General features: G+C 42.2%; 8 protein-coding genes and 1 CRISPR repeat array. Of the genes, 3 read left to right on the top strand and 5 right to left on the bottom strand.

Annotated elements, in window-relative coordinates:
* Positions 1 to 518: 518 nt before the first annotated feature.
* The gene (locus B1A85_RS08350) at positions 519 to 1,568 is read right to left on the bottom strand and encodes an adenosine deaminase (protein ID WP_104546454.1); all 1,050 of its coding nucleotides are present in this window, start codon (positions 1,566 to 1,568) and stop codon (positions 519 to 521) included.
* Between the two features lie 277 nt (positions 1,569 to 1,845).
* Between B1A85_RS08350 and B1A85_RS08345 the strand changes: the two genes are divergently transcribed.
* The 3 genes from B1A85_RS08345 (at position 1,846) to B1A85_RS08335 (ending at position 5,783) form a co-directional block, all read left to right on the top strand.
* Positions 1,846 to 3,186 (top strand): adenylosuccinate synthase, encoded by a 1,341-nt coding sequence (locus B1A85_RS08345; protein WP_104546453.1) that lies wholly within the window; start codon positions 1,846 to 1,848, stop codon positions 3,184 to 3,186.
* 60 nt (positions 3,187 to 3,246) lie between these two features.
* A complete protein-coding gene (locus B1A85_RS08340; RefSeq protein ID WP_104546452.1) occupies positions 3,247 to 3,918 on the top strand; it encodes a 50S ribosomal protein L25/general stress protein Ctc in 672 nt (223 codons plus the stop codon).
* Positions 3,919 to 4,250: 332 nt separating this feature from the next.
* Entirely contained in the window at positions 4,251 to 5,783 is a 1,533-nt protein-coding gene (locus B1A85_RS08335; protein ID WP_104546451.1) for an AAA family ATPase, read from the top strand.
* A gap of 88 nt (positions 5,784 to 5,871) precedes the next feature.
* A CRISPR array of direct repeats spans positions 5,872 to 13,915; the repeat unit is 37 nt; unit sequence GTTTCAATTTAGTCCCTTCAATAAAAGGGATTTCTAC.
* A 166-nt stretch (positions 13,916 to 14,081) separates the two neighbouring features.
* Here B1A85_RS08335 and csb2 read toward each other — a convergent pair.
* From csb2 to cas3, 4 genes are read right to left on the bottom strand one after another with little or no spacing between them, the layout of a single operon-like run.
* Positions 14,082 to 15,569: a type I-U CRISPR-associated protein Csb2 gene (gene csb2, locus B1A85_RS08330; RefSeq protein ID WP_104546450.1), complete on the bottom strand. Its 1,488-nt coding sequence runs from the start codon at positions 15,567 to 15,569 to the stop codon at positions 14,082 to 14,084.
* Positions 15,566 to 16,546, bottom strand: coding sequence for a type I-U CRISPR-associated RAMP protein Csb1/Cas7u (gene cas7u / locus B1A85_RS08325; protein ID WP_104546449.1), 981 nt, complete (start codon positions 16,544 to 16,546; stop codon positions 15,566 to 15,568). Before cas7u ends, csb2 begins: the two co-directional genes overlap by 4 nt.
* Positions 16,539 to 18,575, bottom strand: coding sequence for a type I-U CRISPR-associated protein Csx17 (gene csx17 / locus B1A85_RS08320; protein ID WP_104546448.1), 2,037 nt, complete (start codon positions 18,573 to 18,575; stop codon positions 16,539 to 16,541). The genes cas7u and csx17 overlap by 8 nt, the downstream gene beginning before the upstream one ends.
* Entirely contained in the window at positions 18,559 to 20,754 is a 2,196-nt protein-coding gene (cas3, locus tag B1A85_RS08315; protein WP_104546447.1) for a CRISPR-associated helicase Cas3', read from the bottom strand. The genes csx17 and cas3 overlap by 17 nt, the downstream gene beginning before the upstream one ends.
* Positions 20,755 to 20,960 lie beyond the last annotated feature (206 nt).

Below are 20,960 nucleotides of genomic sequence, written 5' to 3'. Positions count from 1 at the left end.
CTGCAAGTAACGCTCGCGCGCTCCATGATTTGTATAGGATGTAACCAGGTTGATACTTTATAACGAGTATTGCGACATTTAACTCATTTAGATTTGGGAATGACGATCGTACAAATATTTTGAAATACTACTAGAATTAACTGAAAGCTAACAACGCAAAAACGCTACAAGTATTGATTGTTTAGCTTTTCAAATTTAGACTGTCAAGTCTAAACGAAATGAAGGTTTGTTAAACTTAAATTTTGAACTTTCATCGGCAAGCTAAATTTATCATAAATATTCAATATCCAGTTTTGCTAAATATTAAAAACATATTTGTTATCTCGCTCTTGAGTTGCATAGATACAATATTTTTCGCACAAACCGACTGCAAGCAATTGCTACTCAAGAATAGTTGAGTTTATTGCACTACTGAATATCATAAAATTAGTCCGGCAGCGTTGCCAAAGCCCCGTATGGGCATCGCATCCTATACATTTAGTTGAGGATGCGATCGCGCGAGTTGTGTCATCGAATTGCTAATTCCTAACAGGTTCAGCTAGTGCTGGTGCTTCAGGTTGCAGTAATCCGCGTAACAATGAGGCTGGAGGCTGCTGACCGTAAGGCCAAGCAAATGCATGACGGAAAGCTGCATTCTGACAAGCTTTCAACTGCTGAAAGTCAATAATGTCTTGCGTCAGTAAATTCTCGTACTCAAAAGGCAAGCGCACATTATGTAACCCAGCGTTGTCAGTACAAATAGCAATATCGACTCCCGCATCAAAACATCGGTCAAACACAATCTTAAGTTGCCGCAGGTCTTCTAGAGTTCCTGTTTTGAGATAAGTTGTTGGGCAAACTTCTAGACATTGATTGCGTTGTGCTAACTCACCGAGTAATTCTGGATAGCGTAGGGGAATTTGAATGCCGTGTCCGATGCGCATTAAATAAGGTAGTAATTCAGGGTAACAACCATCCGTCGTTTCGTAAAGATGTCCGGTTGTGTTGAGATTAAGCGATCGCGCATAGTCGTACAATTCGATAAACTCATCAAGTCGTTCTTTGTAGTGAGCATCACCACCTGCTACATCGATCGCGCAAACATAATCTCGACTTTGAGCCGCTAAATCGACAATTGCTTTGTTGACTTCATAAGGAAGTCGCGAGTGCATGCACAAAATTTGACTTGTGACGATTGGATACTCTGGTACTCGACTTGCTTTCCCAACAACTGCTACAATTTCAGCCATCTGGTCAATGCGTTCTGATTGACTCAAATGATCCGGTGTACGCAAATAAGGCGTATAGCGTAATTCTAAATAAGCAAGGTTCTCAAAAATATAAGCACCACGCATCAAGCGATAAATAAAATACGGCAAAGTTTCCACGCTTTGCACGCTTTCTACCAGCGTATGGAGTTCTAGATACTCATCGAGAGTATTGCGTGGTTTTGTATAAAACTCTTCAAACGCTTGATACTCAGGAAATTTTTCCCCTAAATCAGGTGAATGACGTTGAAAGTAGCGCCACAATACGCGCGGTACTACCGAACCTCCTAAATGCCGATGCAATTCTGCATATAATGCCATGATCTTGATTAAAATTAACAATACAAGGTATTAATTAATCTTAACAATAATCTTTGGATTGGCAATTTGCAGTGAGTTTTTAGTGTCAAGTTACAACGATTTTAAGCTCAATGCAAAAGTGGCGACACTCAGCACGGATAAGCATGTCAAGGATAAATAATTACCTAGGTGTTATGCTAAATCAATATGATTTTGTAGCATCAAGTCATTGACATATTGCAATTATTTTGCTATTAATTAGAGTTTGTGTGAAAACCTTAGCTAACTTACATAAACCTTGGCTAACGTCATAGTGATCGGCGCTCAATGGGGCGACGAAGGAAAAGGAAAAATCACGGATCTGCTCAGCAAATCGGCTGACATTGTTGTACGCTACCAAGGGGGTGTCAATGCCGGACACACACTTGTAGTTCAGGGTCAAACATTCAAGTTGCATCTTATTCCTTCGGGAATTTTATACCCTGATACTGAATGCATTATTGGCTGTGGTACTGTAATTGACCCACAGGTGTTAATTAGAGAACTCGACCAATTAGAAAAGTTCAACATCTCTACCAAAAATTTGCTGATTTCAGAAACAGCTCATGTCACAATGCCGTATCATCGGCTGATCGATCGAGCATCAGAAGAACGCCGAGGCGATCGTAGAATTGGGACAACAGGGCGGGGAATTGGTCCAACGTATGCAGATAAGTCCGAGCGTACAGGGATTCGTGTCATTGATTTGATGAATCCTACGGGCTTGCGCAAACAACTGCATTGGGCAATTAGCTATAAAAATGTCATTTTAGAAAAGCTTTACAACCTACCTCCATTAGATGCAGAAGAAGTCATCGACCAGTATCTAGAATATGCAGAACGCTTACGCCCGCATGTAGTAGATACATCGCTCAAGATCTATGATGCAATTCAGCGACGTCGCAACATTTTGTTTGAAGGCGCGCAAGGGACATTGCTCGATCTCGATCATGGAACTTATCCTTACGTCACTTCCTCAAATCCTGTTGCTGGTGGGGCTTGCGTTGGTACGGGTGTAGGACCTACCATGATTGACCGCGTGATTGGAGTTGCTAAAGCGTACACGACACGCGTCGGCGAAGGACCATTTCCAACAGAACTCAATGGCAAAATTGGCGAATTATTGTGCGATCGCGGTGCAGAATTTGGTACTACCACTGGGCGGCGGCGCCGTTGCGGTTGGTTTGATGCGGTAATCGGACGCTACGCGGTTCGCGTCAACGGTATGGATTGTCTCGCAATTACAAAACTAGATGTTCTAGATGAACTAGACGAAATCAAAGTTTGTGTTGCGTACGAAATTGATGGAGAAAAATGTAAGGATTTTCCTCACAATGCTCATCGATTTGCGCAGTGTCGTCCCATTTATAAAACAATGCCCGGCTGGAAACAGTCAACTGTCAATTGTCGCTCGTTGGAGGACTTACCATCGCAGGCGCTTGACTACTTGAAATTCTTAGCCGAATTGATGGAAGTTCCGATTGCGATCGTTTCCTTAGGAGCGAGTCGCGAACAAACTATCATTGTGGAAGACCCAATTCACGGTCCTAAGCGTGCTTTACTTCACGCAAATGGCACTCCTGTCGTTACAGAAGTGTGAGTTCAAGAAACTTTTTAAGATTCAAAATTTACCGTTTATCGCTCGTCACTTTATAGCAGTATGGAAATCACAGTCGAAGGAAAAAAAAGAGCAGAAGGTAGTAAGCCGAATGCTTTACGCCGTTCAGGTTTAATTCCTGCCAATTTGTATGGTCACAACGGTACAGAATCAATTCATCTCACGCTAGAAGCTAAAACAGTAGAGACACTGTTAAAAAAAGCTTCTGTTAACAACACATTAATTCAGTTAAATATTAGCGATTTGCCTTGGCGCGGTAAAGCGCTCCTGCGGGAAGTTCAACGCCACCCTACGAAAAGATTTCCCTATCACCTCAGCTTCTTCTCGGTCGCAGCCCAAGATACTGTAGAAGTAGAAGTACCGCTCCACTTCGTCGGTGAAGCACCTGGAGTGAAACTCGAAGGTGGTGCGTTAGATACAGTCCTAACTCATATTCAAGTCCGTTGCGCTCCCGATCGCATTCCTGAAACACTTGAAATCGACGTCTCTAACATGAAAATGGGAGACGTGCTGTATCTTCAAGATTTAGTCTTACCCGAAGGTGTTTCTTTAGTAAGCGAAACTAATGATGCTGTCGTTTCTGTTTTAGCGCCACAAATTACACCAGAAATTATTGAAGCCCAAGAAGCCGCAGCTGACCAAGAAATCGCCGCAGCCCAAGCTGCTGAAGCAGAACAGAAAGAACCACAAACCGACGCTGAAACGGGTGGTTAATTCTGACTCAGAGGATTTGCTACTTTGTAAGACCAGAGAAACATTCTGGTCTTTATTTATAATTAGGCTGGCGACTAAAGTCACAGCTTAACGAACAAAGTCCATCTTCGCGGACTAATACAAAAATGAGAGTTTGAGCAACATTGGCTTTAGAGGATGTTTGAAAAAGGGATGTACAGTTGTTCAAACCACCTATCTCTAATTCTAGGGAATTCTAAAATTAAATTTCCCCAAGTCTATGGTATTTAGGGGGCAAATACCACATTACTAACTCTTATCGCCTGTATAGCAGTTCTCATCACTAAGCTTTAAGCAAAAACCTAAAACTTAAAATGGCATCTGATAATTTTCTTCCTCCTTTAATTCAACAAATGCTGCAACCGGAGTTTTATCCGCATCCGGTAAAAGAACCAATCGAACTGATTCAAACGCACGTCTCTTACGTGCTACTCACGGGTGATTACGCCTACAAACTCAAAAAACCTGTGAATTTCGGTTTCTTGAACTACTCAACGTTAGAACTACGACAGCATTTTTGTCAGGAAGAATTGCGGTTGAATCAAAGAGGTGCAGGGGAGATTTATCTAGAAGTTTTACCTATTACTCAAGAAGAGCGATATCATCTTGGTGGTAACGGAGAGCCTGTCGAGTACGTGCTGAAAATGCGACAATTTCCGCAAGAAGCACTTTTTCTCTCGATGTTTGAGCGAGGCGAACTCGATGAGGCTCGAATGGAAGAATTGGGGCGCGTTGTCGCACAATATCACGCGCAAACTGTTACAAATGATTATATTCGCAAGTTTGGGGAAGTTGAGCAGATACGCCAATCAATCGATGAAAATTATGACCAGACTGTAAAGTATATTAGCGGTCCTCAAACGCGATCGCAGTTTGAAGAAACGAAAAAATATACAGATAACTTTTTTGCGCAGCGTCAGCAATTATTTAGCGAGCGAATTGCCAATGACTGGATTCGCGAGTGTCACGGCGATTTGCACTTACGCAATATTTGTTTATGGCATGACAAAATTTTGCTATTCGATTGCATTGAGTTTAACGAACCGTTTCGCTTTGTCGATGTCATGTTTGATATTGCCTATGCAGTGATGGAACTAGAGATGTTGCAGCGTCCCGACTTAGGCAATGCGTATTTAAATACTTATATTGAGCAAACAGGTGATTGGGAAGGTTTGCAGGTATTACCACTGTACCTCAGTCGTCAAGCTTATGTACGTGCTAAAGTCAATTCTTTCTTACTTGACGATCCTGGCGTACCAGAAACAGTCAAACAAGAAGCGGCAAAAACCGCTGCGGCTTACTACAAATTAGCGTGGGAATATACAAAACCACGTCAAGGTAAACTGATTTTGATGTCAGGGTTATCAGGTTCAGGAAAAAGTACTGTCGCACGCCAGTTAGCGCGTAAAACTGGTGCAATTCATATTCGTTCGGATGCTGTGCGCAAGCATCTAGCAGGAATTCCCCTACTAGAACGTGGTGGAGATGAAATTTATACCGCCGAGATGACGCAAAAAACTTATGCGCGATTGTTAGATTTGGGGATTATGTTGGCAAGTCAAGGTTATACCGTAATTTTAGACGCGAAGTACGATCGCACTTCTCTCCGTCATGCAGCGATCGCCGAAGCCCAAGCGCAGCAAATACCACTACAGATTATCCACTGTACAGCACCAGTAGAAGTGTTACGCGATCGCTTGTCTTCGCGCACTGGTGACATTGCAGATGCAACTGTAGATTTATTAGAAGCACAGCAAGCAGCATTTGAGGCTTTCACCACTGAAAAACATTTAGTCCAAGAGGTGAATACAACTCAAGAGTTAGAACCGCAGTTAGCGCTAGAGTAAAACTTCATTGCAGTCTCTTCAATTACGTGGCTGTTTGTAACACTTCTTGCTCCAGTGAAAGGGATTTCTATATTGCTAGTTTGTTAGGTAAGTGTAAACGTCCCTTCAATAAAAGGGATTTCTACTGATCGCAAGCTTTCGCTTACTGCGACTTTTCGTAGTATTTCAATTTAGTCCCTTCAATAAAAGGGATTTCTACATATGGAAATGCGCTTGTTTCGTCATCTACTTGTGTGTTTCAATTTAGTCCCTTCAATAAAAGGGATTTCTACGATTTACGAAGCGATCGCGAATTACGCGATATCGGGGTTTCAATTTAGTCCCTTCAATAAAAGGGATTTCTACTTCCCAAGCTAGCTGAACGCGACTCCCCGGTCTGGTTTCAATTTAGTCCCTTCAATAAAAGGGATTTCTACTTTGTATCACAGACTAAGCCAAGGGAAATCGATAGCAGTTTCAATTTAGTCCCTTCAATAAAAGGGATTTCTACAGGTAAATCATGTATAATAAGGGAAGCGGGAATTGGTTTCAATTTAGTCCCTTCAATAAAAGGGATTTCTACTTTAAGCCCAGGAGAGCCAGGTTGGGAGGGGCATCTGTTTCAATTTAGTCCCTTCAATAAAAGGGATTTCTACCATCTGATTACAATAGCGTATTTGAGCAAATTGCAGCGTTTCAATTTAGTCCCTTCAATAAAAGGGATTTCTACCCCTGGGCTTTTACGATTCACTTATTTATCGGTTGTTTCAATTTAGTCCCTTCAATAAAAGGGATTTCTACTCCAAGTGCTTCGCAAAGGCTTTACTGGCAGAGGAGCGGAAAAAGTTTCAATTTAGTCCCTTCAATAAAAGGGATTTCTACTCGAGAAAACATTATTGGCATTTTCATGTATCAGCGTTTCAATTTAGTCCCTTCAATAAAAGGGATTTCTACTTTTTATTTGCAATCGACTTGGCAAATTGTTGCAGGAATGCGTTTCAATTTAGTCCCTTCAATAAAAGGGATTTCTACCTGAAGGATTTAGTTGTTCGCAAAGCATCTGTTCGGTTTCAATTTAGTCCCTTCAATAAAAGGGATTTCTACAAATCGCTCTATAGGGGATTAGAGATTAAATTGTGGTTTCAATTTAGTCCCTTCAATAAAAGGGATTTCTACAATTTGATTAAAAGCTGCGTTGTTTGTGCCACTTGTTTCAATTTAGTCCCTTCAATAAAAGGGATTTCTACGAGAGGAGGATCTATATCAATTCGGTATCGAAATCTAGTTTCAATTTAGTCCCTTCAATAAAAGGGATTTCTACCCGGAGATAAATCAGGTCTATCCACCCACCAAGAAACCGTTTCAATTTAGTCCCTTCAATAAAAGGGATTTCTACTTCGACTCAAAACTACTAGCATTTTTAATATTGTTCATGGTTTCAATTTAGTCCCTTCAATAAAAGGGATTTCTACCGGAAGTGCAGCTAACTATTGAAGATACGCTGGCTGTTTCAATTTAGTCCCTTCAATAAAAGGGATTTCTACCAGAAAATATCAAATTCATACTAAAAACTTCTGGCGACGAGGTTTCAATTTAGTCCCTTCAATAAAAGGGATTTCTACATAGATCGCATTGCTCTTAATTCAGAGATGATCGGAGGTTTCAATTTAGTCCCTTCAATAAAAGGGATTTCTACCTTCTTTATGGTCTCAGCGAATCCTCTAAGCCCGAGGTTGTTTCAATTTAGTCCCTTCAATAAAAGGGATTTCTACTCAATCTATCAATTTGCTGCTCCAGGGCGTGTGAATCGTTTCAATTTAGTCCCTTCAATAAAAGGGATTTCTACATTGTTTGTCAACTGATGGACGGCATATTTACCTAGAGTTTCAATTTAGTCCCTTCAATAAAAGGGATTTCTACCAATAACGAACTGGCACAAAAATTTACAAAGTCGTTTCAATTTAGTCCCTTCAATAAAAGGGATTTCTACTCCAACGAATTGAGAGAAGCAGTAGAAAAACTGAAGTTTCAATTTAGTCCCTTCAATAAAAGGGATTTCTACCCTGCGTAATTTCTGAGCAATTGGGATACCACCGACAGTTTCAATTTAGTCCCTTCAATAAAAGGGATTTCTACGCTCCTGTCCGCCAGTACACGTAAGCGGGGCTATGTTTCAATTTAGTCCCTTCAATAAAAGGGATTTCTACCCGGAGGAGCTTGAAAAATCAATCGATTCATCTAGTGCGTTTCAATTTAGTCCCTTCAATAAAAGGGATTTCTACTCTTACCTCCCCAGTCCTGGAGTCGGTAACGACGTTTCAATTTAGTCCCTTCAATAAAAGGGATTTCTACGAGACAAATCAGGTTTATCCGCCCACCAAGAAACCGTTTCAAGTTTCAATTTAGTCCCTTCAATAAAAGGGATTTCTACATACAATTCAGTTTCAATATCGACCCCATTTCCTTGTTTCAATTTAGTCCCTTCAATAAAAGGGATTTCTACGGGAGCCAGCAAAAGTAGCGTTCCTTGTTACCTGTTTCAATTTAGTCCCTTCAATAAAAGGGATTTCTACAAAATGATTTGCGAAAACTTATTACTACTACGCGGTGTTTCAATTTAGTCCCTTCAATAAAAGGGATTTCTACAGGGGGTATCCATCTTTTGCTGCGATCGCGTAGGTTTCAATTTAGTCCCTTCAATAAAAGGGATTTCTACTTCTTTGGTGCCTGTGTTGCAGTGAATTGCGGTGTTTCAATTTAGTCCCTTCAATAAAAGGGATTTCTACCGGGTAGTTATACATCAATACCAAATTTTATTTATGTTTCAATTTAGTCCCTTCAATAAAAGGGATTTCTACAAGAATTTTATTGCCCTGCAACTTGCCCAAATCGCATGTTTCAATTTAGTCCCTTCAATAAAAGGGATTTCTACTCTAGTGCCGAAGAAAATTCCTAGCTTTTTAAGCTTAGGTTTCAATTTAGTCCCTTCAATAAAAGGGATTTCTACATTGTCGTAGTGCCTGTCCTGCTTGTTGTTGCGCGTTTCAATTTAGTCCCTTCAATAAAAGGGATTTCTACCTAGGGAGGCTTGCAGGAACATCAAGGCGCTGAAGGTTTCAATTTAGTCCCTTCAATAAAAGGGATTTCTACTTGTGTACATCAAGTGCTTTTCTATTTAATTGGGTCGTTTCAATTTAGTCCCTTCAATAAAAGGGATTTCTACCTTTTTTACTACCTCCCACCCCAGAACCTAAGTGGTTTCAATTTAGTCCCTTCAATAAAAGGGATTTCTACGTGAATATTTTAGAGATATTCGGAAACTTAGTACTGTTTCAATTTAGTCCCTTCAATAAAAGGGATTTCTACACAAACATTATTCCACTTGGCTATTTATCGCCAGTAAATCGTTTCAATTTAGTCCCTTCAATAAAAGGGATTTCTACATATTGGCGAAGTAGTGGGAAATGTCAGCAATCTCAAGTTTCAATTTAGTCCCTTCAATAAAAGGGATTTCTACTATATCCTTCGTTTCTAGCGAGTTCCTACGCCCTGTGTGGTTTCAATTTAGTCCCTTCAATAAAAGGGATTTCTACCCCTGTATTTGTATTATAGGAAGTGAGCTACTATAGCGAAGTTTCAATTTAGTCCCTTCAATAAAAGGGATTTCTACTCCGCGATTATCTTGAGTAAATCCTACTTGAGTTGTTTCAATTTAGTCCCTTCAATAAAAGGGATTTCTACGTAGGCAGGACTGGTTTTGGAAGGTGGCGCACGAGCTGTTTCAATTTAGTCCCTTCAATAAAAGGGATTTCTACCAACTCTCTTCAACAATCCCCTCCTTGGAAAAGGCTTGTTTCAATTTAGTCCCTTCAATAAAAGGGATTTCTACATTCAATCTAGTCTAAGGAATTCCCCTTCACCTGAAGTTTCAATTTAGTCCCTTCAATAAAAGGGATTTCTACCAGCGCCTCGTCGTCCAAAGTTCGTGCATCTTTTGTTTCAATTTAGTCCCTTCAATAAAAGGGATTTCTACCTGCGATCGCACTTTGGCGTCGATCAGATCCAGCAAGTTGTAGTTTCAATTTAGTCCCTTCAATAAAAGGGATTTCTACGGCACGGCGATCGCGGAGGGTTAGGATATGGAAAGTTTCAATTTAGTCCCTTCAATAAAAGGGATTTCTACTGGATCGTTTATTGGCAGTGCATTACCAAAAGAAATTGTTTCAATTTAGTCCCTTCAATAAAAGGGATTTCTACATAGCCATGCAGTTTATAGCACTGCCCTCGGTACGTTTCAATTTAGTCCCTTCAATAAAAGGGATTTCTACAAGAAGCAATTGTACTTCAGCAAGTTCACTATTGGGTGTTTCAATTTAGTCCCTTCAATAAAAGGGATTTCTACGCGCTATGAAAACGATCGCAATGGTTTTCGTTTGGCGTTTCAATTTAGTCCCTTCAATAAAAGGGATTTCTACTTTATACTTTTTGTCGCTCCAGTTTATTTCTTGGTTTCAATTTAGTCCCTTCAATAAAAGGGATTTCTACTCAATGCCTCAAATCAATTCTTAATCAAACTTATCCCGTTTCAATTTAGTCCCTTCAATAAAAGGGATTTCTACAGGAGTACGGAGAATGCTTTTTGCCTTTTACTGACGTTTCAATTTAGTCCCTTCAATAAAAGGGATTTCTACCCTCAACCACTCCGCTCGGTTAGGCAGCGATCGCACGGTTTCAATTTAGTCCCTTCAATAAAAGGGATTTCTACTGTTGTGTTACTTCTTTTTGAATTGTTTTTTGTACTGTTTCAATTTAGTCCCTTCAATAAAAGGGATTTCTACCTGCAAAACTATATAGTTTTGATATACACTAATTGTTTCAATTTAGTCCCTTCAATAAAAGGGATTTCTACTTTCTGGTGCATCTTCTTGATATGCCGGGGGAGCTTGCGGTAAGGAAGGTTTCAATTTAGTCCCTTCAATAAAAGGGATTTCTACAGTGCATAGTGGATCAGTTCTCTCTCCTGGCGTTGAGTTTCAATTTAGTCCCTTCAATAAAAGGGATTTCTACCTACAAAACAGCTAAAAGCGATACGAGCGTCAAACATAATGTTTCAATTTAGTCCCTTCAATAAAAGGGATTTCTACGCGGTCCCCCCAGTAAGGCCGCGAGTTGCCACGGTTTCAATTTAGTCCCTTCAATAAAAGGGATTTCTACCGCGAGAGACGACTGGTAGCTGGTGGAGTCCACGCTGTTTCAATTTAGTCCCTTCAATAAAAGGGATTTCTACCTGCCGCTGTTGTCTCGGATTGCAATTCAGTGCCGTTTCAATTTAGTCCCTTCAATAAAAGGGATTTCTACTGTTTGAAAATTTCATCGAAAGGATTAACTATTTCTGTTTCAATTTAGTCCCTTCAATAAAAGGGATTTCTACAGCTTCAATTGCCCCTGATTTAGCCCAAATTATTCGTTTCAATTTAGTCCCTTCAATAAAAGGGATTTCTACGATTTTGAAGGCAAAGGGGAGGATTGCTGGTTCGTTTCAATTTAGTCCCTTCAATAAAAGGGATTTCTACGTTTGTCAACTGACGGACGGCATATTTACTTAGAGTTTCAATTTAGTCCCTTCAATAAAAGGGATTTCTACCTATCCCTTCAAAATGGTATTTGGTACAAGAAACGTTTCAATTTAGTCCCTTCAATAAAAGGGATTTCTACCACTTTAGCGGCAGCAGGTGGATTTTCTGCTAGCCAGTTTCAATTTAGTCCCTTCAATAAAAGGGATTTCTACCAGTTTGGCGCACTGCCCCGCCCAGCCATAAAGCGCACCTTGATTGTTTCAATTTAGTCCCTTCAATAAAAGGGATTTCTACAATACAAAGATATCTTGTTTCTTCATGGATATACGCGTTTCAATTTAGTCCCTTCAATAAAAGGGATTTCTACCTACGAGCTGTACGAATGCGATGAATACCTTTGTATCGAAAGTTTCAATTTAGTCCCTTCAATAAAAGGGATTTCTACCCATCATTGTCACCAGTTGGTTTCGTCCCGAACCCGTTTCAATTTAGTCCCTTCAATAAAAGGGATTTCTACTTTGCTTGCCAATACAAATACAATCGCTTCACTTGTTTCAATTTAGTCCCTTCAATAAAAGGGATTTCTACGGGTAATAACTCCTACGCCCAGTAGTGGGGAAATGGTTGCCGTTTCAATTTAGTCCCTTCAATAAAAGGGATTTCTACTGTGTTGCGTGTTAGCAGTTCGGTGGCTGTCCGGAGTTTCAATTTAGTCCCTTCAATAAAAGGGATTTCTACCGGAGTTGGGGATAGTGGTATTTACTGGCGCGTCAGTTTCAATTTAGTCCCTTCAATAAAAGGGATTTCTACGCTGGTAGCTGTCACTGGTAGGGTGAAATCCTGGATTGTTTCAATTTAGTCCCTTCAATAAAAGGGATTTCTACGATCGCGGCTGCGTCCCCTTTGCGTAATGCGGCTTTGTTTCAATTTAGTCCCTTCAATAAAAGGGATTTCTACTCGCGATCGCTGGGTTGAGCCTGTCACCGACCAGTGGGGTTTCAATTTAGTCCCTTCAATAAAAGGGATTTCTACCCACTACCCCACTTTTGAGGTTCCTTACCGGGAAGTTTCAATTTAGTCCCTTCAATAAAAGGGATTTCTACGAAAGCAAACGTAGGCTGCATTGTAATCCATCACCTAGTTTCAATTTAGTCCCTTCAATAAAAGGGATTTCTACTTTGAAATAGTGCTATGCAATTATTTCGATGTTCCTTTAGAAGGTTTCAATTTAGTCCCTTCAATAAAAGGGATTTCTACTCCAGCATGTGTTCTAGCCAAAGTCGCTCAGAAAGTTTCAATTTAGTCCCTTCAATAAAAGGGATTTCTACAAACTCCGTCAGGGAGAGCGTTTCAGGTAGTTTGTCGTTTCAATTTAGTCCCTTCAATAAAAGGGATTTCTACCAATTTGTGGGGAGCCACGCAAGGTACTCTCCCCTACGTTTCAATTTAGTCCCTTCAATAAAAGGGATTTCTACATTCTGTGGACAATGATCGCTGCCGAAACTGGATCTGTTTCAATTTAGTCCCTTCAATAAAAGGGATTTCTACTGGGGATGGAATTGCAAAAAGCGATCGCGCTTAAAGTTTCAATTTAGTCCCTTCAATAAAAGGGATTTCTACAATCTTCTACGGATACTTTCGTCCTCCGGGTTTTCGGTTTCAATTTAGTCCCTTCAATAAAAGGGATTTCTACCGCGCATTTTAGACTCACAATCGCGCAGTAGCGTCCACGTTTCAATTTAGTCCCTTCAATAAAAGGGATTTCTACAAATAGAAGGTGCAGGAAGCATTCTGCCATTGACGTTTCAATTTAGTCCCTTCAATAAAAGGGATTTCTACCTTAAAAGGGCATCACCTGGTCTTCTAGGCTCTTCTAGTTTCAATTTAGTCCCTTCAATAAAAGGGATTTCTACTCGCGGAAATCTTTCCTCTAAAAAAAGGAGAAATCTTAGGTTTCAATTTAGTCCCTTCAATAAAAGGGATTTCTACTCCAGGAAATCGTTTTTCTTTTTACTTAGAAAAGTTTCAATTTAGTCCCTTCAATAAAAGGGATTTCTACTGGTAGAAGCTAGGAGAGTTTTGGTCAAGGCGTGTTTCAATTTAGTCCCTTCAATAAAAGGGATTTCTACACAAACCTGATTTATCTCCGGATAGCCACCGAACTGCCGTTTCAATTTAGTCCCTTCAATAAAAGGGATTTCTACCCAAAAGACGACACACTTGCCCGCATTGCGCATTTGTTTCAATTTAGTCCCTTCAATAAAAGGGATTTCTACCGCAGAAACTTCTACAGCAGCGAGAGTTTGAGAATCAGTTTCAATTTAGTCCCTTCAATAAAAGGGATTTCTACTCTGTCGTTGAATTGACTGGGATATTTGGCTGCGGGGTTAGCGGCTAGTTTCAATTTAGTCCCTTCAATAAAAGGGATTTCTACTTTTCCCTCCCTTTGTATATTCCAAGTATACAGTTTCAATTTAGTCCCTTCAATAAAAGGGATTTCTACTACCTAGTAGAGGCAGTAACAGCTGAGGCTGCCAGAGGTTTCAATTTAGTCCCTTCAATAAAAGGGATTTCTACTGCGGCTCTCTCGAAGTTTTTCTGTATGAGGTTTTCAAGGTTCGAGTGCGCGATTGCTTTCGCATTTGTCAAAACAATTATACTAATCACTGGTTCACAAGTACAAGAGGATGTTTGAAATCATTGATATACAACCGTTTCAGCAAATGCGCGAATCTATAGCGAACTAATTGGCTGAAATCATTAACACATCATTATTCTGAATGATTCCTTGATAAACACCCACCCACTCGCGCGTGGGAACCATTGCGCCTAAGCCGTAGTGTGCTGCATACCCTAGGATAATTGGTCCAGTCACCATAGTGGCAAACTTTAACCGCACTTGATAGCCAACTTGCCCCACCTTTTTACCCTGGCGACACTCAGATTCCCATTTCCAAAATCCTGGAAATGGTTTACAGGATGCAACAATAGCAACCTCACCGTCGAGACAGAGCGCTAAATGATCTTTGTACTCTCGGTAAGTAGGAGTTCCCTGAAGGTTTAACCAGGGAAGATATTGCAGATATTGAAGAACTTGATGTTCTGGACCATCCTTTTGGTAACGTGCTGACAGCATCCGAGGTTTACCGCGACGAACAGCAGGAAATCGGGAAAGAAAAAACGGCGTAGATGATATCCAATCCTCGGAAACTTGCTCATTGCTTCCAATATCAGCGATCGCAAGCTTAAGATCGTAACCACGCGCAACTCCAGGTAAATCAGAACAACTGGCGATCGCAGCTAATGCTTCTAAGCTATAGCCACTGTAGCTGTAAAGTCTGACTTGCTCAACGTAACGCCCTGTACGATCGGGAAGACACTGAAAAATCGTATGGTCATGTTTTTTACTTGGTTCACCCATTTCCTGTCCAGTAAAAACGGGTGCAGGACAACGACTAATCAAAGCTTGATGCAACCGATGCGTTAAGAGAAGTGCTAAGTTAAATGGGAGTTTAGGAGAACCTGAAACTGCTAAGGTGACACTATGCGTACGCTGCTGCTCATCTGCTTGCGGTTGTAATTGAAGTTGGTCAATTCGATAAGTTGCCCATCGGATACCTGGAAACACTGCTGAACGATTGACTCCATAGTTTTCATGCGCAGACAAGTTCAATGCATTCCATAGAGTATCTGCATCTAGATCCGGATCGGCGATCGCAACAATTCGTGTTCCTTGAGTGTCTGGCTCAGCGTTTGGTTCTGGTGCTGTGTCTACTAGCTTCATCGTTGCTACCGACTCTTTGCGACCAAAGTACGTTAACCCAGACAAGCATAAGCTCAACACCAATTCTTCTATTTCAGCCAGCGTTACTGACCAATGAATATATAACTCGTTCTGCTGGCTAGACATCAGCAAGCCTGCGGAGTAAAGCGTTTTTCCTGAAGCTACCTTAGCCGTTTTTGAGTTGACCTGCGGGCGGGGACTGCGATGCTGAATATAAGTTGTTGAGGGCAAAGTATAACTCGGCTGTGCTGTAGCTAACTTGTGCAGTAATGCCTTTAATGTTGGCTGGTATGTCTCCGAAAGATTAACATTATAAGCCCCTGCAACGAGCGATCGCAAAATCCGCCAGGGAGCAGGAGGCCAGTCAATAACTCCTTCAGCGTGCAGGTTTCCCCAAGCACAAGCTTGATATTGGTTGGTGTGGAATTGAATTTTAATGTGGATCATGCTTCAACAGCTTCCTCTTCTTCAGCAAATTGCACTTGGTCATCTGGTACGACAACCCGTACTTTTTCAAACAGATCCGCACAATTTTCAATCGCAGCTTTGACTTGCTGCTCTAATTCCTCAAGAGGAGACAATTTCTGCAAACCTGTCTCTGACTGGGGTATCAAATAGCATTCAGTCCGTAACGTCACAGGCTCAGATAGTAAGCGACGCACGAGATATTCACTCAGTACCTGAATCAGATGCTTAGCTCGACTATCTAAGTTAGATTTATCGACCAGACGAGTATCGATCACAAATCGTCCTATATAGCGTTGTGCTTTAAAACTTTCACGCACGTAAACAATATTTCCTAAACCTGCTTCACTTGGTTTTTTCACTGCCTGATCCTTGTCATTTTTGACAGCAAACATATGCTTGAGATTCACTCCTTTACCACGAGCAGAAACCGGATCGTGAACTGCCCCGCCAGTCGGCATGGAAATTGCATTTTCTGCAACAAACTCGCCCGATAGAACTCGGGGAATGCGGTATACTCCAGCAATATGGGCATAAAAGCTGCCTAGAACAATACTCATAGGACACAGCGCAAATGCCGCTTGATAAACTCCGCTGTCTCTAATCCGCTGTCGCAAGCCTTCGCGAAACCGTTGCCCATCGAGTTGGGCGTGTTTGTTCTTGAGTAGATAGCCAGTTCCCAAACGGTGAGGTAGATCTAAAGTGCTAGCGATGTACTGCCCTGATTTTGTATAGATTTCGACAAAAGGTAATCCCGCAAGTTCAGGAATTAGAGTATGATTCACGCTGTCCCAAATGCTATCTTCAATTAAATTAGCTGTTGCTTGCGGTGTGTGTAATACAACATCAAGCCGCTGTTCCCAAGGTAAATAGGCTTGAGAAACACCGACATCTAAAAAGGTAGGAGGTTTAACAGTGGGCAGGGCAGATTCAAATTCGACAGTAATTACGTTAAGCATGAGCTTCTCCTAATTGATGAAAAGGTTGACAGGGAAAAACAAGCGCCAGCGCACAGCGTTTACCAACAGCGATCGCACTCGGCAATACCACTAGCTTTTGCATTGCGGCAAGTTGCCGACTTAGCGGTACAGTAGAGCCAGCCAATAAAGCATTTACAGTCTGAGCGCTCAACGAGGTATTGCGGCACCACTGAAGAGAGGCAGCATATTTGTAAGGCTCTGGTAAAGGCTGAGTATGAGAAAAAGGTGCTAATTTGCTAGGAATTTTACAAAGTGCGAACCCCAAAGCTAGCTCTAGAATTAGCTGATCGTTGGTACGTCCAGCGATGAAAGTGGCGATCGCCGAAGGGCTAGCGCGGTACGTCCAACCGTGGGCAGGATGATATTTATCTCTTTCCCACAGTTCATTCCACAAGTGAAGTAGCGATACGCACAACGCTTCTAAAGAAAACGTCTTCAACTTGTGGTGATGTTCATCCGACCAAAACCAAGTGTCGTTATTGCCATATCTTGCCGATGACAACAGCCGTCGAAACGGGTATGAATGACCAGAATCTACGTGTGTCGGTGCAGTACTCGCCAATGCAGCGGCTAACTCAACTTCAGCCATCGGATATTCTTGATAAACTGCTTCAACCCATTTCTCACTGAGTTGCGGAACTGGAGGCACTTTGGTTTTAATTCGACCGTGCAATACCTCTAGCTGCCCTAAAAGACGAATAGCTGTAGTGACCTCCGCATTACCTTGTTGCAGGCGATAAAGCGTTTTCTGAATCGCTGTGAGTAGGTTGTATTGTGCTTGCGGTTGTTTTTCGCTAGGACGCGCTTGCAGTCGCCATTTTCTTAGTTCAGCGGCAAAATCTGTTTTTCCAGGGGTAGCAAGTCCTACATAAATTAGGTATTTGCCCTGCCCTTTGCGCGTCCAAAGACCAAATCGAGCAAATCGGGATAGTCCTCCGCAATAGTCATTTGCTTGAGTAATGACATCGAGCATATCGATGGTATCGACGACCTGATTTTTGAGCCGAAACGCCAAGTCGGTTGTGACTATATCTTGAAAGTCTTCCCAGTCCATTGGTTGCTCCCACAAAGGTAGCCAAACTTCATACGCCCGCCCAGTGCGATCGCTCGTATCTGCACTCCCAGAGTTCACCTCTAAAAGCAGTGGATAAGCCGCTATGGTGTATTCCTGACCGCCTTCTGCAACTTCATTAAGCGGAATTGCTTTCCCTGTAAATGTTGTGGCTCCTTCAAGATACAGAATCAAGTCAACAGGATTAGCCAGTTGCGATGATCTACCACCGTTATCTAAATAGTCTGCTGGAGACGTACCCGCAGGAGCTAAGTCGTCGAAATAGTCAGCAACTGGATAAGTATGACCCAATAAAGCTTGCGGTAGTAGTGTTTTTGACTGCGACTCGCCCAACACCGAAGCTCGAATAAAGGCTGCTGTCTCAGGTGATGGTTCTCCTGTGTCTAAATCCCACAGTTGCGTGCAAACTTGGAAATAAGCTGTACAAAATTCCGTTGTGCCTATATTACCGCCCGTTCCGAGTAAGTCATTGCAAAGAAACCTCGATCCTGTTTGCGTGTTGGTCATTAGCCCAACTGCATTAATCCATTCCAACCAGTGATGGTTGCCCACTCGCTTAGGGAGATCAGCCATCAGCGTTAGCTTTTTTTGCGCCGCTGATTGTCCTACGGTGTCCAACGATTGCATCGCATTTTGTAGTTCCGCGTATCCCTCGCGCATCAATCTATAGCGCTCAGATTGAGATGCTAAAACTCGCTGAAACTCATTTTTGTTGACAAGGCTGCCGTTATTCCAAGGACTAAGAAAAGGTTTCGGTTGATAGTTGTTGAGGATGTTCTTAACTAAATCTTCTGCTGATATATCTAGTAAATAAAAACAGTCATCCCAGTAACCTCTAGCTCCAGACAATCGCAATAATCCCACGGCTTTTAACCATGCGATCGCGGTTGTGGGTGTTAGATGAGGAAAGGCGACTGCCTTAGTTGCTGTTACCATGTTTTGCTTGCTCCTCACGATATCGAGATGCTTTCACATCCGCATTGCGAATTATGGCTTCGAGGTAAATAAGTCTGAATGGTCCGTACTCGCGCAGTAAATTCCTGACTTGTCGCTCCCAGTTACCTGCATTACCAGAAATCGTCAATTCCACCGCAGGTAGTACCTCAACGCCTGAAATCTCTACGCTAGGTAGGTGCGTCCCCAATTCAACGCCTCTTAAAACTTGTTTGTTAAATCGTTCTTTGGGGTTAGTAGGCCACAAACTATCGCGGACTTTGCCGTGATGCGCGGCAATGAGGTATTGCGACAAAAACGCAGCACCTTGAGTTGCTGCAGCGATCGCACTTGCTAACTCATGGCGATAACCTTTCATTTGCATTGGAGAACCGTACTTTGTAGACTTTGCTAAGAGTTCTCCTCGATCCGCCTGTGCATAAGCTTGCCAAACCTGATGTGCTTTACCCCAATCATGCCACCGCGCACAGCGACAAAGTTCCTCGATCAGCCTTTCAGGAATTTTCAGCATTTGGAGATAGGGAATCACCTCGCGCAATGCTGCTTCGGTATCTTGCAAGTGAATTCCTAACGGCAAAGCATAGGGAAAGGGCGGGTCATTGTACTGTGGTTCTACTTCCAAACTGTATGCTTGGCATTGATCGTCAGGGTTTGCTGTCCATCCTCTTTCGTGTGAATAGCCGCCAGCAGCGAGTGGTAGCCACACAACATCACCGTGTTTTGGTTCTTTGTTCTCCCAAGCATCCTCACCCCAAACTAGCGGGATAACGCTATAAGACTTGCAGAAATCTGTTAGCTCTTTAGTTGGAACTGGGCACGTAAATTTTTGATGTGGTAGGCGTTCTGGTGGCTCAATCGACCACACTACCGACACGGTGAAAGCTGTCGGATCGCGAACATATTGGGAAATTGTGTATGTTGTGTCTCGGTTTTTGTAGTGGGTACAGAAGAACGTTTGGACATCGCGCTTCGTCAACTGGTAGCTTGGTAAATCCAATTTTGGTAAAGGAATTTCAGCAAGGTGATGGAGACTTGCATCTGATAGTTTGAGCAAGCGATCGCGAGTTGCTTCGCATTCTGGAGCATCATAAGGAAGCGGTTTCCATTGCTGCTGGTAGTCAAGCCAATGAATCTGCACTGCATTCTCTGTTCGCTTGCGCCCACACCGCCCACAGCGTTGTACAAACGAGGACCAAGGGCATAGTTCTGTAATCAACAGATCGGCATCTAAATCTACGCCTGCTTCCACAACTTGAGTCGCAACAATGACTCCTTGATAACTTTTGAGCTTCTGCTGTAACTTCTCGCGGTCAATGCCTAAAAACTGACTATGAATGACGAGTGGCGCTAAGTCAAACAGCAATTTGCCAACTTCCCGCGCGCGCTCTACTGTATTAACAACTGCAAGCGATAAGCTTCCTGGCAAGTGATGAGCTTTTACTAAAGCCGCAACATCGGCAACATCCGCAACGGTGGCTCTAAAGACAGGCTTCGGGCGCATGACTTTCGCGGCTAATAACGAATGCGCCATATCTTCTGTACTTAGCTCAAATCGCTCTACCTCTAATCCGTGCAGGGGTCTATCATCGAAGGTTGCAGACATTAAGCACAGTTGAGTTTGTCCATAAGTTCCCAACTCTTGCCAGTGTTTATAAAGTTGCACCAAAGTGCTGTAAGCAACACCTGTCAGCTGAATTTCATCTAAAACCCAACGGCAATCGTTCGTTAGGGCAGCACAGTGCAGCGGGCGTTGTCCCCACGATACGCCAAAGCCACGATTTAAAGCACGTGACAATAGCTGATCTTGCGTGCCAATGAGAATCGCAGGTTGAGTTAAGTCTTGTTCAAAGCCGTGTTCAACTAAGCCACCTTTGAGGCAATACACCTTAATCGGCAAACCTGATTTAGTTACAACTTCAAGCGTATTTTCATAAACCTGTTCTACTAGCGATCGCGTAGGCAATGCGTAAATTAATCGGGCTGTTGTGGGAATACTCATCTTATGGCAGTAAAGCCAAGGAATCTCAACCCCAAATTCTTTACCCGCCCCTGTAGGCGCAGCGACTACCGCGATTGATTTACCGCTCCAAGTCGAGAAACGCTTCTGCCAAGGATAAGGAGAGAATCCTGTGCACTGCCAGAAAAACTCGCAATAGTGCATCTAGCTTAAGTCTTTTTATTATGACGTTAAAAATTGCCACCAGTCTAACTTCCTTGAACTCTTTTGTCCACAGGTTAAATGAGAAATTAAAACTAAAACTTAGTCCCACCTGAGGTGGGATTACTTTTAGATGATTGGTGCGTTAAGACTTCTAATCATTTTTCAATTTAGTCCCATTTCAATTTAGTCCTAGCCAATCTAGCCTA

It is taken from the genome of Chroococcidiopsis sp. TS-821, assembly GCF_002939305.1.
Taxonomy (GTDB): Bacteria; Cyanobacteriota; Cyanobacteriia; order Cyanobacteriales; family Chroococcidiopsidaceae; genus Chroogloeocystis.
Note: the sequence above shows the minus strand (reverse complement) of the source record. Positions and strands in the feature narration are given on the sequence as shown.

What these genes read in the sequence shown, in the direction of transcription:
- csx17 (WP_104546448.1), bottom strand. Translation starts at nt 18,575, where the DNA reads ATGGTAACAGCAACTAAGGCAGTCGCCTTTCCTCATCTAACACCCACA.
- cas7u (WP_104546449.1), bottom strand. Translation starts at nt 16,546, where the DNA reads ATGCTTAACGTAATTACTGTCGAATTTGAATCTGCCCTGCCCACTGTT.
- B1A85_RS08340 (WP_104546452.1), top strand. Translation starts at nt 3,247, where the DNA reads ATGGAAATCACAGTCGAAGGAAAAAAAAGAGCAGAAGGTAGTAAGCCG.
- csb2 (WP_104546450.1), bottom strand. Translation starts at nt 15,569, where the DNA reads ATGATCCACATTAAAATTCAATTCCACACCAACCAATATCAAGCTTGT.
- B1A85_RS08350 (WP_104546454.1), bottom strand. Translation starts at nt 1,568, where the DNA reads ATGGCATTATATGCAGAATTGCATCGGCATTTAGGAGGTTCGGTAGTA.
- B1A85_RS08335 (WP_104546451.1), top strand. Translation starts at nt 4,251, where the DNA reads ATGGCATCTGATAATTTTCTTCCTCCTTTAATTCAACAAATGCTGCAA.
- cas3 (WP_104546447.1), bottom strand. Translation starts at nt 20,754, where the DNA reads ATGCACTATTGCGAGTTTTTCTGGCAGTGCACAGGATTCTCTCCTTAT.